This is a genomic window from Streptomyces sp. WAC05292 (assembly GCF_003949955.1).
GTDB classification, from domain to species: domain Bacteria; phylum Actinomycetota; class Actinomycetes; order Streptomycetales; family Streptomycetaceae; genus Streptomyces; species Streptomyces globosus.
The window spans coordinates 38,455-53,568 of sequence record NZ_RPSE01000006.1 but is presented as its reverse complement, the minus strand read 5'-3'; the positions used below and the strand labels follow the sequence as shown (position 1 = coordinate 53,568).

Here is a 15,114-nt window from a genome sequence, read left to right as displayed (position 1 = left end):
CCCCCACTACCGCCCCCACAGCCGGCACTCCCACGCCGGTCCCGTCGGGTACCCCCGCGTCGGCGGGATCCCCGCCGGCGAGTCCGTCCGCCCTCCCGCCGGGCACTGTTCCGCTGGGCGCGCACACGCTGGAGTCCGTCGACCGGCCCGACCTCTATCTGACGTACGCCGGCGACTTCGCGGCGCTGGGCCGGCTTCCCGAGCCGGGCGGCGCGCAGGCACGGCAGCGCGTCACGTTCACGGTGGTCCGGGGGCTGGCCGACACGCGGTGCGTCACCTTCCGTGCGTCGGATGGCCGCTACCTGCGCCACCACTACCTGCGGCTGCGGCTGAGCACCGACGACGGCAGCGAACTCTTCCGGAAGGACGCCACCTTCTGCCCGCGCCCCGGCACGGTCGCGGGATCGGTGACCCTGCACTCCCACAACTACCCGGGATCGGTCGTCCGCCACCGCGACGGCGGCATCTGGCTCGACGGCTCCGACGGCACACCGGCCTTCGCCGGGCAGGCCTCCTTCGTGGTCCGCAAGGCCGGGGCCGGGTCCTGAGAACCGCTCGCTGAGCACCGCGGACGGAGCCGCACGGTGACGGCCGGCGGGCCCGCAGCCGGCTCCGGCACACCGCCGAACGGCACGAACGCCTCCCCTCCCACACGGGCGACCGTACGGCGGGGCTCGGCGTAACACTTTTCGCCTGCGAGATGCATCACGGGGCGATCGCCGGGGTGGCGCGGCTTTTTCCGTTACGCCGCCGCGCGTTCGCAAGCCTCCACTTCGTGGTGTTCTTCCCGCCGCTCACCTTGCGAGCCGGCACGGGAGGCCTCCCACCACGCATCGGCAACACCCCCGGAAAGAAAGCGCCCCATGACGCGAAACACCCGCGAACGCCGCGCGCCCCGCACGCACGACCGGCGTCCCGTCCCTCACCGCACCCGCCCCGCGGCCCACCGGGCCGTGCCGGCCGCCGCACCCGCCCACACGCACCCCGAGACGGCCCGAGACCACCGAGGAGCGGCATGAAGGGCCTGCACCGGCGCGGCCGGCGCCGCAAGACACTCGCGATCGGACTGGCGGCCGCGGCACTGGTCGGAGGTGCCGTGACGCTCCTCCCCGGTTCCGCCGGAGCCGCGACGCCCCTGGGGACGCAGGCGGCGCCCTCCGGCAGGTACTTCGGTACCGCTGTGGCCGCCGGCAGGCTCGGCGACGCGCAGTACACCGCCCTCCTGGACCGCGAGTTCACCATGGTCACCCCGGAGAACGAGATGAAGTGGGACGCCGTCGAGCCGTCCCGCGGCAGGTTCACCTTCGGTCCCGCCGACCAGATCGTCGACCGTGCCGCGGCGCACGGCCAGCGCCTGCGCGGCCACACCGCGGTCTGGCACGCGCAGCTGCCGTCCTGGGTCGGCTCCATCCGCGACGCGAACACGCTGCGCGGCGTGATGAACAACCACATCACCACCCTGATGACCCGCTACAAGGGCAGGATCCACTCCTGGGACGTGGTGAACGAGGCGTTCGCCGACGGCTCCACCCAGCACCGCAGCTCGGTGTTCCAGGACGTGCTGGGCAACGGCTTCATCGAGGAGGCGTTCCGCACCGCCCGGGCGGCCGACTCCTCCGCCAAGCTCTGCTACAACGACTACAACATCGAGAACTGGTCGGACGCCAAGACCCAGGGCGTCCACGCCATGGTCAAGGACTTCAAGTCCCGCGGCGTGCCGATCGACTGCGTCGGCTTCCAGAGCCACTTCGGCGCCGGCGGCCCCCCGGCGAGCTTCCGGACCACCCTGGCCAACTTCGCCGCCCTGGGCGTCGACGTCCAGATCACCGAGCTGGACATCGCCCAGGCGTCGCCGACCCACTACGCCGACACGGTGAAGGCCTGCCTGTCCGTCGCCCGGTGCACCGGCATCACCGTCTGGGGCATCCGCGACAGCGACTCCTGGCGCAAGGGGGAGAGCGCCCTGCTGTTCGACGGAAACGGCAACCCCAAGGCCGCCCACACCGCCGTCGTGAACGCCTTCAAGGCAGCCGCCGGCACCGGCACCGGCACGATCAAGGGCGTCGCCTCCGGCCGCTGCATCGACATCAAGGGCTCCACCAAGGCCAACGGAACCCAGGCGCAGCTGTGGGACTGCCACGGGCGGGCCAACCAGCGCTGGACCCGTACCGCCGGCAAGCAGCTGGTGGTCTACGGCGACAAGTGCCTGGCCGCCAGGGGCAACGGCACGGTCAACGGCACCGCGGTGGTCATCGAAGACTGCGACGGCGGCGACGGCCAGCAGTGGAACGTCAACGCCGACGGCACGATCTCCGGGGTCCGCTCCGGGCTCTGCCTGGACGCGGTCGGCGCGGCCACCGCCAACCGCACCGGCATCCAGCTGCACTCCTGCTGGTCCGGCGGCAACCAGAAGTGGACCGGCCCTTCGGGGAAGCCGGCCGCCGCGGCGCCCGCCCCCACGGGCACCTGTCCCCTTCCGTCGACCTACCGGTGGACGTCGACGGGCGCGCTGGCGCAGCCGGCGAACGGGTGGGCCTCGCTGAAGGACTTCACCCACGTGACGCACAACGGCAAGCACCTGGTCTACGGCTCGAACTTCTCGGGATCCTCGTACGGCTCCATGATGTCCGGGCCCTTCACGAACTGGTCGGACATGGCGTCGGCCCGCCAGACCGGGATGAGCCAGGCCGCGGTTGCGCCCACGCTGTTCTACTTCGCGCCCAAGAAGATCTGGGTGCTGGCGTACCAGTGGGGGCCGTGGCCCTTCGCCTACCGCACGTCGAGCGACCCGGCCGACCCCGGCGGCTGGTCGGCGCCGCAGCCGCTCTTCACCGGCAGCATCCCCCGCACCGAGTCCCCGACCGGCCCGATCGACCAGACCCTGATCGCCGACGACCGGAACATGTACCTGTTCTTCGCCGGTGACAACGGCAGGATCTACCGGGCGAGCATGCCGATCGGGAACTTCCCCGGGAACTTCGGCACCTCGTACACGACGGTCATGAGCGACACCCCGGAGAAGCTGTTCGAGGCGCCGCAGGTCTACAAGGTCCAGGGCCGGAACCAGTACCTCATGATCGTCGAGGCGAGGGGCGCGAACCAGGCCCGCTACTTCCGCTCGTTCACGGCGCCCGGCCTGGACGGCCCCTGGACCCCGCAGGCCGCCGACGAGAAGAACCCCTTCGCGGGCAAGGCGAACAGCGGTGCCACCTGGACCGACGACATCAGCCACGGCGACCTGGTCCGCGACAACCCCGACCAGACCATGACCGTCGACCCCTGCAACCTGCGGTTCCTCTACCAGGGCAAGGCGCCCGCGGCCGGCGGCCCCTACGACCGGCTGCCGTACCGGCCGGGCCTCCTCACCCTCCGGCGCTGACCCGCCCCGATCGACGGAACCACGCAAGGAGAACAACCCCCCATGAAGAACCCCACGAACGGCGGGCGCCGCGGACGCCACCGCCGCCGCTGGACCGGCACCGGACTGCTGCTCGGCGTGCCCGCCGTCCTCGTGCCGTACCTCCTGTACGTGCAGGACGACTCGCAGGCCGCGACGGTCGACGGCAACGCCTACTACCGGCTGGTCTCCGTACGCAGCGGCAAGGCGCTGGACGTCAACGCCTTCTCCACCGCCGACGGCACCCGCATCCAGCAGTGGACGGACCAGAACACCGCCAACCAGCAGTGGAAGCTGCGGCCCACCGGGGACGGCCACTACGAGCTGGTGAACCGCAACAGCGGCAAGGTGCTGGGCGTGGCCGGCGACTCGACCGCCCAGGCGGCCGCCGCCGAGCAGCAGACCGACGGCCCCTCCCCCTCGCAGGAATGGCGGATCGACGCCGTGAGCGGCTCCGACGCCGTCGTCCTCACCTCCCGCAGGAGCGGCCAGGCCCTCGACGTCTCCGGCGGCTCCACGGCCGACGGCGCGGCAGTCATCCAGTACCGCCGCCACGGCGGCACCAACCAGCAGTGGAAACTGGTCAGGACGGCCGGGGACAAGGCGCCCGGATCCGGACCGTACACCTGGCGGAACGCCCAGGTGGTGGGCGGCGGCTACGTCACCGGACTGGTGTTCAACCCCCGGGAGAAGGGCCTGCTGTACGCGCGCACCGACATGGGCGGCGCCTACCGCTGGGACACCGGGGCCGAGCAGTGGATCCCGCTCACCGACTGGGTCGGCGAGAAGGACTGGAACCTGCTGGGCATCGACGCGCTGGCCACCGACCCCGTCGATCCCGGCCGGCTCTACCTCGCCGCCGGCACCTACACCAACGACTGGGCGGGCAACGGGGCGATCCTGCGCTCCAAGGACCGCGGCCGCACCTTCCAGCGCACCGACCTGCCCTTCAAGCTGGGCGGCAACGAGGACGGCCGCGGGGCGGGCGAACGGCTGGCGGTCGACCCCGCGGACAACGGCACCCTGCTGCTGGGCACGCGCAAGAACGGCCTGTGGCGCAGTACCGACCACGGCGCGACGTGGAGCCGGGTCTCCTCGTTCCCCGTCAAGGACGGGGCGGGCAGCGGCGCCGGCATCTCCTTCGTGACGTACGGTCCTGCCGGGAGCAAGACCGTCTACGTCGGCGTCGCCGACAGGACCACCTCCCTCTACCGCTCCACCGACGGCGGCGGCACCTGGCAGGCCGTGCCCGGGCAGCCCACCGGGCAGATGCCGCAGCACGGCGTGGTCTCCGGCGACGGCTCGCTGTACCTGACGTACACCAACGCCCTCGGCCCCAACGGCGTGACGGGGGGCTCGGTGTGGAAGCACACGCCGTCGGCGGGCACGTGGAGGAACGTCTCCCCGTCCCAGGGCACCTACGGGTTCTCCGGTCTGGCCGTGGACCCGCGCAAGCCCTCCACGGTGATGGTCACCACCCTCGGCCGCTGGTGGCCGGAGGACGAGATCTACCGGACCACCGACGGCGGCGCCTCCTGGAAGGCCCTGGCCGACAAGTCGGTGCGGGACGCCTCCGCCGCGCCGTACGTGGGCACCGGCACCGGGCACTGGATGACCGCCCTGGCCATCGACCCCTTCGACTCCGGGCACGTGCTGTACGGCACCGGCAGCGGCATCCTGCGCAGCAAGGACGCCCATGCCACCGACAGCGGCGGCACCAGCCACTGGAGCGTCGGGGCCCGCGGGCTGGAGGAGACCGCCCTGCTGGACGCGATCGCCCCGCCCGGCGGCGCCCACGTCGTCACGGCCATGGGCGACCTGGGCGGATTCCGCCACGACTCCCTGACGGAGGTGCCCGCCGGGCGGCTGAAGAACCCGATGATGACCAACAGCACATCGATCGACTTCGCGCAGTCCAACCCCTCGGTGATGGTCCGCGTCGGCCGGGGCGGCGCGCAGGACGGCGCCTACTCCGCCGACGGCGGCCGCACCTGGACCGGCTTCGCGTCCGAACCGGTGGCCGGCGCCGACACCGGCCGGGTCGCGATCTCCGCCGACGGCTCGGCCATCGTCTGGACGCAGACCGGCCAGGCCCCGTACCGCTCGACCGACAGGGGGGCGAGCTGGTCGAAGGCGGGCGGCCTGGGCGCCGACGCCGCCGTCGTCGCCGACCGCTCCGCGGCCCGGACGTTCTACTCCCTGGCCGGCGGCACGTTGTACGCCAGCACCGACGGCGGCGCGACGTTCACCGCCCGGGCCTCCGGCCTGCCCGCCGGCGGCCGGCTCAAGGCGGTCCCCGGAGCCGCGGGGGACCTGTGGATCGCCGGCGGCGGCCACGGCCTCCTGCACTCCACCGACGGCGGCCGCACCTTCACCCGGATCGCCCCGGTGAAGTCGGCCTCCGCCCTGGGCTTCGGCAAGGCCGCACCGGGCGCCTCCTACCAGGCCCTGTACCTGATCGGCACCGTCAAGGACACCACCGGCGTCTTCCGCTCCACCGACAGGGGCGCCACCTGGCTCCGCGTCAACGACGACGCCCACCAGTGGGGCGGCATCGGCGGCACCGGCGTCGTCACCGGCGACCCCGACGTCTTCGGCCGCGTGTACGTCGGCACCAACGGCCGCGGCCTCCAGTACGGCGACCCCTCCTGAACGGCACCCGACGGGGCCGCGGAACCCGGTGGGGTTTACGGCCGCCGATCGGGAGCAGGAGAGCGGTCACGACCAATCCGGTACAGCAACGAGGAGGTCCCCGATGTCGGGCACGGAGAAGAGCAAGGCGCACGCCGAGCAGGCCAAGGGCAAGGTCAAGGAGGCCGTCGGCCGGGCCGTCGGCAACGAGCGGATGACCGCCGAGGGCCAGGCCGACCAGGCCAAGGGCAACGCCCGCCACGCCAAGGAGGACGTCAAGGACACCTTCCGCCGCTGACCGGCAGCCGCACCTGGGCCCCGACCCCCTCCCCCTGGGTCGGGGCCCAGTCGCGTCCCCGCGAGGCGACGCGACGTGATGCGACGCGACGCGACGCGAGGCGCGGCGCGGCGTCGGCGGAGCCCCGGTTGTGGCGGCCGTCACGCGGCGAACCGGGACATCCAGGAAGTTCCGCCCGCGGGCCCCGAGGGGTCTCCGGATGGCGCCCCGTACGGCCGAGCGGGTGCGTGCCCTGTGAAATTTCCCGGAAATGGGGGCGGGCCGCGACAGGCGTGGCGGAAACCGCTCCCCACCTGTCCGAAACGTATGCGGTGAATATTCTGCGGCCTGGAAGTGCTCCCGGGTGCGGAGTCGGCGAGCATGATCAACTGCCTGTGGACAGTGCCGATTGACGACCCTAAGCTCTGCCCTGGCCTGGCCGGAGATGGTCGAGAAAAAGCAATCGACGAAACTTTTACTTTCGGGGGATCGATATGCCCAACCCCACCGTGTGGAATGTCGTTTCGGATGCGGGAGTCGACGCCGACAGCGATATCGTGCTCGCAGCCGATTTCCCGGTGACGGGCCGGAACGAGGGCGGATTCGCCGATCTTGCGCCCGGTCTGAAGCTCGACTGCGACCTGTGGCAGACGGTCGCCCCGGTCCGCGACCCCGAGACCGACGCCCTGGACGACAGCTACCTGGAGCCATGGCTCTCCGAGGTGGCCGCATCCGGCCGCACCGTCCGCGCCGTGCTCGGCTACTGCGCGGGCTCCGTCTTCGCCGGCGTGCTCGCCGAGAAGATCGGCGCACGGCAGCAGACCACCCCGCGCGTGGTGCTGTTCGACCCCGAGCTCGTCGACGTGCCCACCGTCCACCTCCAGTTCGGCCGGGTCATCGGCAACATGACCACCGTTCTGGCCCCCGAGGAGACGGCCGAGCTGTCCGCCGCCGCCGAGCGCCTCGCCGCCCGGCCCGACACCACCCCGGCCTCCTTCGCCGCCGGCCTGTACGCGACCTTCCGCCCCATCGGCACCGCGGCGCTGCGGCGGGCCGGACTCGACGAGGACTACGCCGGCGAACTCGTACAGCTCGTCGGCTCGTTCATGTCCTACCTCGGCACCGCCGCCCACCTCGACCCGCGCCCCGGCTGGAGCGGGGCCACGGTCGTCACCTCCGCCAGTGCGACCAGCGGGCTGAACCGGATGCGCACCACACCCGGCATCGCCCCCGTCGAGGTCGCCGACGAATGGCGCTTCGAGGCCGAGCACCGGGACCTCCTGCGCACCCCCGCCATCGCCGAAGCGGTCGGCAAGGTCCTGGCACGCCGCCCCGGGGAGCACGCGTGAGTGCCGAGGCCGCGTCCGCCCGCATGCCGGCGAGCCGCAAGGAGACCACCCTCTGGCTCCTCGACGAGCTGGTCCCGGGCAGCGGCGCCAACAACCTGTCCCTCGCCCTGCGCGTGCGCGGTCGCCTCGACGAAGCCGCCACCGCGCAGGCCCTCGGCCTCCTGACGGAGCGCTTCGAGGTGCTGCGCACGGTCTACCACCGCCAGGGCGCCGAACTGACCAGGTCCGTCGTGCCGTCCCTCGCCGTCGGCCTGGAGGAGGCGGAGCACCACGGCGGCGCGGAGGACGAACGGGCCCTCCTGACGGCCTTCGTGGCCCGCCCCTTCACCCCGGACGGCAGCCCCCTGCTGCGCGCCCTGCTGCTGCACGGGCCGGACCACGACGTGCTGTGCCTGGCCGTGCACCATGCTGTGTCGGACGTGCAGTCGACGGCCATCCTGCGCGCGGAGTTCGTCACCTTCTACGAGGCGGCGCTCGACGGCCGGCGCCCCGCGCCCGCCGCGGTACCCGCCCTGCGCGAGCCCGCCCCCTCCCCCGAGAGCCGCGGCTACTGGCAGGACCGCATGGCCGGCTTCCGCTCCTCCGGCCTGGAGCTCCTGTGCGAGCAGCGCGACCAGCCCGTCACCACCCTCCGGGGCGACGAGGTCACCCACGTCCTGTCGGCCGAGGCGCACGCGGTGGTACGCCGCCTCCAGCGCGAGCTGCGGGCGCCGGAGTCCGTCGTCCTCCTCACGGCCTACGCGGTCCTCCTCGCCGCGCACGGCGCCGGGCCCGACCTCACGATCGGATCCCCCGTCAACACCCGCCCCCGCGAGGCGGTGGACGCGGTCGGCTACCACAGCAACCTCGTGGTCCTGCGCCTGCTCATGGACCGCGACGCCACCTTCCGGGACCTCACGGCCCTGACCCGGCGCACGTTCATGGAGGCGATGGCGCACAAGGACGTACCGGTCGACGACGTGCTGGACATGGTCGAACGCGACGGCTCCGGCTGGCGCAACGCGCTGTTCAAGCACGTCTTCAACTACGTCCCCTTCGCCGAGGACCAGCGCACCTTCACCCTCGCCGGAGCCGAAGCCGAACTCCTCGTCGTCGAAAACGGCTTCAGCCAGTTCGACCTGGAGTTCTTCGTCTCCGCCAACCAGGACGCCGCCACCGTCCGCGCCGTGTTCTACACCGGCGTCCTGGACCGGTCGGACGTCGAACTGATGGTCCGGCGCTACGACGCCCTGCTGGTCGCCCTGGGCACCGGCGCGGACACCCCGATCGCCTCCCTGGAGTCCTGGTCCGCCCGCGACCACGAGATCATCGACGCGTCGAACGCCACGGCCCGCGCGATCGGACTGCCCTCGGTGCTCACCGGCTTCGCCCGCCGCGCCGCCGCCGCCCCCGAGGCCGTGGCCGTACGGGAGGGCGACCGCACGGCCACGTACGGCGCCCTGTGGTCGGCCGCCGCCGACACGGCCGCCCGGCTGGCCGAGGCCGGCGTACGCCCCGGTGACGTCGTCGCGCTCCTCCTGCCGCGCGGCGCCGCCCTGGCCGCCTCGGTGTTCGGCACCTGGCTGGCGGGCGCCGCCTACCTTCCCCTCGACCCGCAGCACCCCGCCGAGCGCCTGGCCTACCAGCTCGACGACACGCAGGCCCGCGTCGTCATCGTCGGCGCCGGCACCACCGCCCCCGAGGGCCGCACCGCCGTCACCGCCGCCGACTGGGAGCAGGTGCCCCGGGTACCGGTGGACGAGGCCGCGGTGAAGGCCGACCCCGACGCCCTCGCCTACGTGATCCACACCTCCGGCTCGACCGGCAGGCCCAAGGGCATCCCGATCCGGCACGGCAGCCTCGTCAACCACATCGTCGACTACGCCGACCGATTCGGTGTGGCCGGCTCCCCGCGCCCCACCGGCTGGCTCAGCACGTACAGCTTCGACACCTCCTCGCTCGAACTGATGATGCCGCTGCTCCACGGCGGCCACACGGTGGTCCTCCCGGACGAGGCGCGCACGGACGGCACCCTGCTGGCCGCCGCCGTCACGGCCCACGACATCGGCCTGCTCCAGGCGACCCCCACGACGTGGCGGATCGTCGCCCGCGAGGCCGCGGACGCGATGGCCGGACGCGTCCTGCTCACCGGCGGCGAACCCCTGCCCGCCGAACTGGCCACCCGGCTGCTCGACGCCGGCGCCGACCTCTGGAACGTCTACGGCCCCACCGAGAGCACCATCTGGGCGACCGCCGGACGGGTGCGGGCCGGCCACGGCGCAAGGGTCGACGTGGGCACGCCCGTCGCCAACACCCGCATCTTCATCGCCGACCCGCACGGCAGGCCCCTCCCGGTGGGCCTGCGCGGAGAGCTGTGCGTCGCGGGCGTCGGCGTCGCCTCCGGCTACCACGGGAGGCCGGACCTGACCGCGGAGCGCTTCGGCGAGAACGCCGAGTACGGGCGCTTCCACCGCTCGGGGGACGTGGCCCGCTGGCGGCCCGACGGCAGGATCGACCTGTTCGGCCGGATGGACCGGCAGGTCAAGCTGCGCGGCAACCGGATCGAACCCGCCGAGATCGAGGCGGTCCTGCTCACCCACCCCGACGTGGAGGCGGCGGCGGTCGTGGTCGTCGGCGACCCCGGGGCGGACGGCTACCTGGCCGCCTTCGTCCGGGTCCCGGGCCGCCCCGAGGCCGTGGACGAACTGTGGGACCACGCCCACGGGCAGCTCCCGCGCTCCGTCGTACCGCACCGGTTCATCGCCGTGGACGCCTTCCCCCGCACCGGCAGCGACAAGGTCGACCACCTGGCCCTCGCCGAACAGGCGGCCCGGCACTGCGGCCCGGCCGTCGCCGGCCCCGGCGCGGACCCCGCCGCAGGTGCGCAGGACGACGACCTGACGGCCACCGTCGTCGGCCTCTTCGCCGAACTGCTCGGCCGCAGCGACCTCGACGCCGGCGCGCACTTCTTCGCCAACGGCGGGCACTCGCTGCTGGCCGTCGCCCTCGCCCAGCGGATCAAGGACATCACCGGTGTCCGGCTCGCGCTGACCGACGTGTTCGAGACCCCCACCCCCGCCGCCCTGGCCGACCGGCTGCGCCGGCTCGTCTGACGGAACCGAAAGAGACGCTCGCATGGAAATCCTCAAGCTGGCCGTCAGCGGCTGGTTCGCCCGTGCCCTCGCGGTCGCCGCCCGCCTGGAGATAGCCGACATCCTCGACGGCGGATCGATGACCTCGGCCGAGCTCGCCGAGCGCACCGGGACCCACCCCGACGTCCTCCACCGCCTCCTCCAGATGCTCACCGTGCCGGGAGTCCTGGAGCGCGACGGGGAGAAGTTCCGGCTGACCGAGGCGTACGCGCCGCTGCGCGCCGACCACCCCTTCACCCAGCGCCACTTCGCCATCCTCGCCGCCGAGCTGTACGACGACGCCTTCGCCGGCCTGATGCACACCGTGAAGACGGGCAAGTCCGGCTTCCGGGAGGTGTTCGGGGAATCCCTCTACGGCTACCTGGAGACCCACCCCGAGACGGCGGACCTGTTCGACAAGGGCATGGTCGACCTGGCGACGCCGGTGGCCCAGTGCCTGCTCGGCCACCACGACTTCAGCGCCGTCAAGACGGTCGTCGACGTGGGCGGCGGCAGCGGAGGCCTGCTTCCCGGCCTGCTGGCCGCCCACCCGGACCTGCGCGGCACCGTCGCCGACCGGGCCAGCGTGTGCGCCAGGGGCCGCACGGCCCTGGAGCGGGTCGCGAAGGAGGACGTGCTCGACCGCATCGACTTCACCCCGAGCGACTTCTTCGTCGAGCTGCCCGCCGGAGCCGACCGCTACCTGCTGAAGAACGTGCTGCACGACTGGACGTACGACAACTGCGTCCGGATCCTGCGCACCGTCGCCGCCGCCATGGCGGACAGCCCCGCCGGCGCCCGGCTGCTCGTCGTGGAACCCCTGGTGGAGAACGACATCGACGGGTGGCGCGCCATGTTCCAGGCCGTGGCGTGCGACGAGGGCACCATCGGCCTCGACGAGCCCGCCATGCGGCGCGCCCTGGAGGAGGCCGGGTTCACCGTGCGGTCGGTCGGGCAGCTGCCCACGCAGCACAAGGTGTTCGAAGCCGCCCTGGGCGCCTCCTGATGCTCACGCCGGTCTTCCTGTTCGCGGGGCAGGGCTCCCAGTACCACGGCATGGGAAAGTGGCTCTACGGGGCCGACGCCGTGTTCCGGGACACCCTCGACTCCCTGGACGCGACCGTCCGCGAGGTCCGCGGCGACTCGGTGGTGGAGGCGATCCACGGCCCCGGCCGCGGCCCCGAGCACCCGATGACGCGGTTCTCCGTCACCCAGCCGGCCATCTTCATGGTCGAGTACGCGCTGGCGCGCATGCTGCAGGCCCACGGGTTCGCACCCGGCGCGGTGCTCGGCGCCAGCCTCGGGGAAGTCGCCGCGGCGGCCGTCGCCGGCGCCGTCGACCCCGAGGCGTGCCTGCGCTCCCTGCTGCGGCAGGTGGACGTCTTCGAGGCCGAGTGCCCGCGGGGCGGCATGCTCGCCGTCCTGGCCGACCGGCAGCTCGCCGACCGCGACCCGGCCCTCGCGGGGGCCCACGTCGCCGCCGTGAACTCCCCGGAGAACTTCGTCCTGGCCGGCACCGCCGAGGTCCTCGACCGGATCGAACGGCATCTCCACACCACCGGCACGCTCTGCCAGCGGCTGCCCGTCCTGTTCCCCTTCCACTCACCCCTGATCGACCCCGTGGAGGGCGTGTTCAAGGACCTCGTCGGCGACCTCGCCATGAAGCCCGCCGCGGTCCCGCTGATCTCCGGCACCACCGGCGCCCCCGTGCGGATGCCCGACCCCGCGCACCTGTGGCGGGTGCTGCGCGAGCCCTTCGACCTGACCCGGGCGCTGGGACCCCTGCTCGAACGGGACGACCTGCTCTTCCTCGACCTCGGGCCCTCCGGGTCCATGGCGAACCTGGTGCGGGCGGCCCTGCCGGAGGGCAGCGGCTCCCGCGTGCTGCCGCTGATGTCCCCCTACGCCCGCGACGAGGTGCTGTACCGGGCCGTCCTCGACGCACGCCCCGGCCTCGCCGCCGTCCCCGCACGAATCGAGGTGAACCCCGTGAGCGCGCCCGCAGCACCCCCCGCGCACCGGACCGCCGCCGCCCCGACCCTCCACGTACACGTCTTCCCCGGGCAGGGCGCCCAGGCCAAGGGCATGGGCCGGGAGGTGTTCGACCGCTTCCCCGACCTCGTCGCCCGCGCCGACGCCGTCCTCGGATACTCCCTCCGGGAGCTGTGCCTGGAGGATCCGGGCCGCAACCTGCGCGACACCCGCTACACCCAGCCCGCGCTGTACGCGGTCAACTCCCTGACCTGGCTGGCGGCCGTGGGCGAGGGCGGGCGGCTGCCGGACTACGTCCTCGGCCACAGCCTGGGCGAGTTCTCCGCCCTGTTCGCCGCCGGGGTCTACGACTTCGAGACGGGCCTGCGCCTGGTCGCCGAGCGCGGCCGGCTCATGGGGCAGGTCACGGGCGGCACGATGGCCGCAGTCTCGTACGTCGACGCCGCACTCGTGGAACGGGTGCTGCGCGAGGAGGGCCTCGGCGACATCGACATCGCGAACCACAACGCGCCCACCCAGACCGTGATCGCCGGCCCCGCGGAGTCCGTCGGCCGGGCCCTGCCCGCGCTGAAGGCGGCCGGCGCGCGGTGCGCGCCGCTGAACGTCAGCGCGCCCTTCCACAGCCGCTACATGGCCGGCGCCGCCGAGGAGTTCGGTCGGCTGCTGGACGCCACCCCCTTCGCCGCACCGAAGATCCCGGTCATCGCCAACGTGGACGCGCGGCCCTACGAGGCGGGAGAGGTGGCCGCCACCCTGCGGCGGCAGATCGCCTCGCCCGTGCGCTGGACCGACAGCATCCGGTTCCTCATGGGCCAGGGCGACTTCACGGTGCGCGAGCTCGGTCCGGGGCAGGTGCTGACGAAGCTCGTCGCCCGCATCCGCGAGGAGGCGACGCCGCCGGCGGCCTCCCCGCGGACGCCGGGGCCGGCGCTTGCCGAACCGGTCCGCACCCCGCCCGTCCGCACCGGGCCGGCAGCCTCCCCGCCCGCCGCGCCGGCCGCGTCCGTACGCCCCGCCGCGGCCACCGCCGGGACCCTCGGGTCGGAGGACTTCCGCCGGGACTACGGCGTCCGCCTCGCCTACGCCGCCGGCGGGATGCGCCGGGGAATCAGCTCCGTCGGCCTGGTCGCCCGGATGGCCCGGGCCGGACTGCTGTCGTACTTCGGCGCCTCGGGGCTCCCGCCCCGGGACGTGGCCGCGGCGGTCGCCGAGATCCGCGCACGCGTCCCCGCCGGGGCGCCGTTCGGCGTCAACGTCACGCACGACCCGTTCGACCCCCGGGCCGAGTCCGAGCTGGTCGACGTCCTGATCCGGGACGACGTGCGGTTCGTGGAGGCCTCCACCCACGTCGAGGCCACTCCCGCCCTCGTCCGGCACCGGCTGACCGGCGCCCGGATGCGCGCGGACGGCACCGTGCACGTGCCCCGCAAGATCCTGGCGAAGGTGACCCGCCCCGACGCCGCCCGCCTGTTCCTGGAACCGCCGCCCGCCCCGCTCGTGCGCCGGCTGGCGGCGGAGGGCCTGCTCACCGCGGAGGAGGCCGAGGCCGGGGCGCGCGTCGCGCTGGCCGACGACGTCTGCGCGGTGGGGGACGCCGGGGACCACTCCGACATGGCGACCCTGTGGGCGCTGCTGCCCGCGCTGCGCGGACTGCGCGCGGAGCTCGGCGGCACGGCCGACGCCGTGCGCATCGGCGCCGGAGGCGGGATCGGAGCCCCCGAGTCGGCGGCGGCCGCGTTCGTCCTGGGCGCCGACTTCGTCCTCACCGGATCCGTCAACGCGTGCACCGCCGAGAGCGGGACCAGCGCGGCGGCGAAGGACCTCCTGCAGGAGGCGGACGTCCACGACACCGCCTTCGCGCCCTACGGAGACCTCTTCGAACTCGGCGGCCGCGCCCGGGTGCTGCGCAAGGGCGTGCTGTTCCACGCCCGCGCGGGAAAGCTCCACGACCTGTGGCGCAACCACGACGCGTGGGAGTCGGTACCCGCCTCCGTCCGCGCCAAGGTGGAGCGCGACTACCTGGGCGCCTCCTTCGAGGAGGTCCTCGCCCGCGCCGGCGGCGACGCCGACTCCGCCCTCGACCCCAAGCGGCGCATGGCGCTCGTCTTCCGCTGGTACTGCGCCCAGGCGGCCACCTGGGCGATCGAGGGCACACCCGGCCGCGAGGCCGACTACCAGATCCCCTGCGGACCGGCCCTCGGAGCCTGCAACCGCTGGCTGGCGCCGACCCCGCTGCGCGCCTGGCCGGCCCGGCACGCCGACGAGCTCGCCGAGCGCCTGATGGACGAGGCCGCGGAGATCGCAGGAGGCGGGCTCCGCGGCCGCAGCACCTGACCCCCCGGGACGGCGGGGCCCGCG

Annotated in this window: 8 protein-coding genes; all 8 read left to right on the top strand. The window is 73.6% G+C overall.

Going from position 1 to position 15,114, the window contains the following annotated elements:
* Window positions 1-548 (top strand): AbfB domain-containing protein (locus EF903_RS01560; protein WP_185902491.1); only part of this gene is annotated, 548 nt, incomplete at its 5' end.
* Between the two features lie 467 nt (window positions 549-1,015).
* Window positions 1,016-3,379 (top strand): non-reducing end alpha-L-arabinofuranosidase family hydrolase, encoded by a 2,364-nt coding sequence (locus tag EF903_RS01555; RefSeq protein ID WP_125540787.1) that lies wholly within the window; start codon window positions 1,016-1,018, stop codon window positions 3,377-3,379.
* A 42-nt stretch (window positions 3,380-3,421) separates the two neighbouring features.
* Window positions 3,422-6,049, top strand: coding sequence for an RICIN domain-containing protein (locus EF903_RS01550; protein WP_125540786.1), 2,628 nt, complete (start codon window positions 3,422-3,424; stop codon window positions 6,047-6,049).
* A 103-nt stretch (window positions 6,050-6,152) separates the two neighbouring features.
* Window positions 6,153-6,326, top strand: coding sequence for a CsbD family protein (locus EF903_RS01545; protein WP_125540785.1), 174 nt, complete (start codon window positions 6,153-6,155; stop codon window positions 6,324-6,326).
* Window positions 6,327-6,862: 536 nt separating this feature from the next.
* Window positions 6,863-7,654: a hypothetical protein gene (locus EF903_RS01540; protein ID WP_125540784.1), complete on the top strand. Its 792-nt coding sequence runs from the start codon at window positions 6,863-6,865 to the stop codon at window positions 7,652-7,654.
* Window positions 7,651-10,746, top strand: a complete 3,096-nt coding sequence (locus tag EF903_RS01535; protein ID WP_185902490.1) for a non-ribosomal peptide synthetase — start codon at window positions 7,651-7,653, stop codon at window positions 10,744-10,746. The genes EF903_RS01540 and EF903_RS01535 overlap by 4 nt, the downstream gene beginning before the upstream one ends.
* A 22-nt stretch (window positions 10,747-10,768) precedes the next feature.
* Window positions 10,769-11,770, top strand: a complete 1,002-nt coding sequence (locus tag EF903_RS01530) for a methyltransferase (protein WP_125540782.1) — start codon at window positions 10,769-10,771, stop codon at window positions 11,768-11,770.
* On the top strand, window positions 11,770-15,090 hold the full coding sequence (gene fabD / locus EF903_RS01525; protein ID WP_125540781.1) for an ACP S-malonyltransferase: 3,321 nt from the start codon (window positions 11,770-11,772) through the stop codon (window positions 15,088-15,090). The genes EF903_RS01530 and fabD overlap by 1 nt, the downstream gene beginning before the upstream one ends.
* Window positions 15,091-15,114 lie beyond the last annotated feature (24 nt).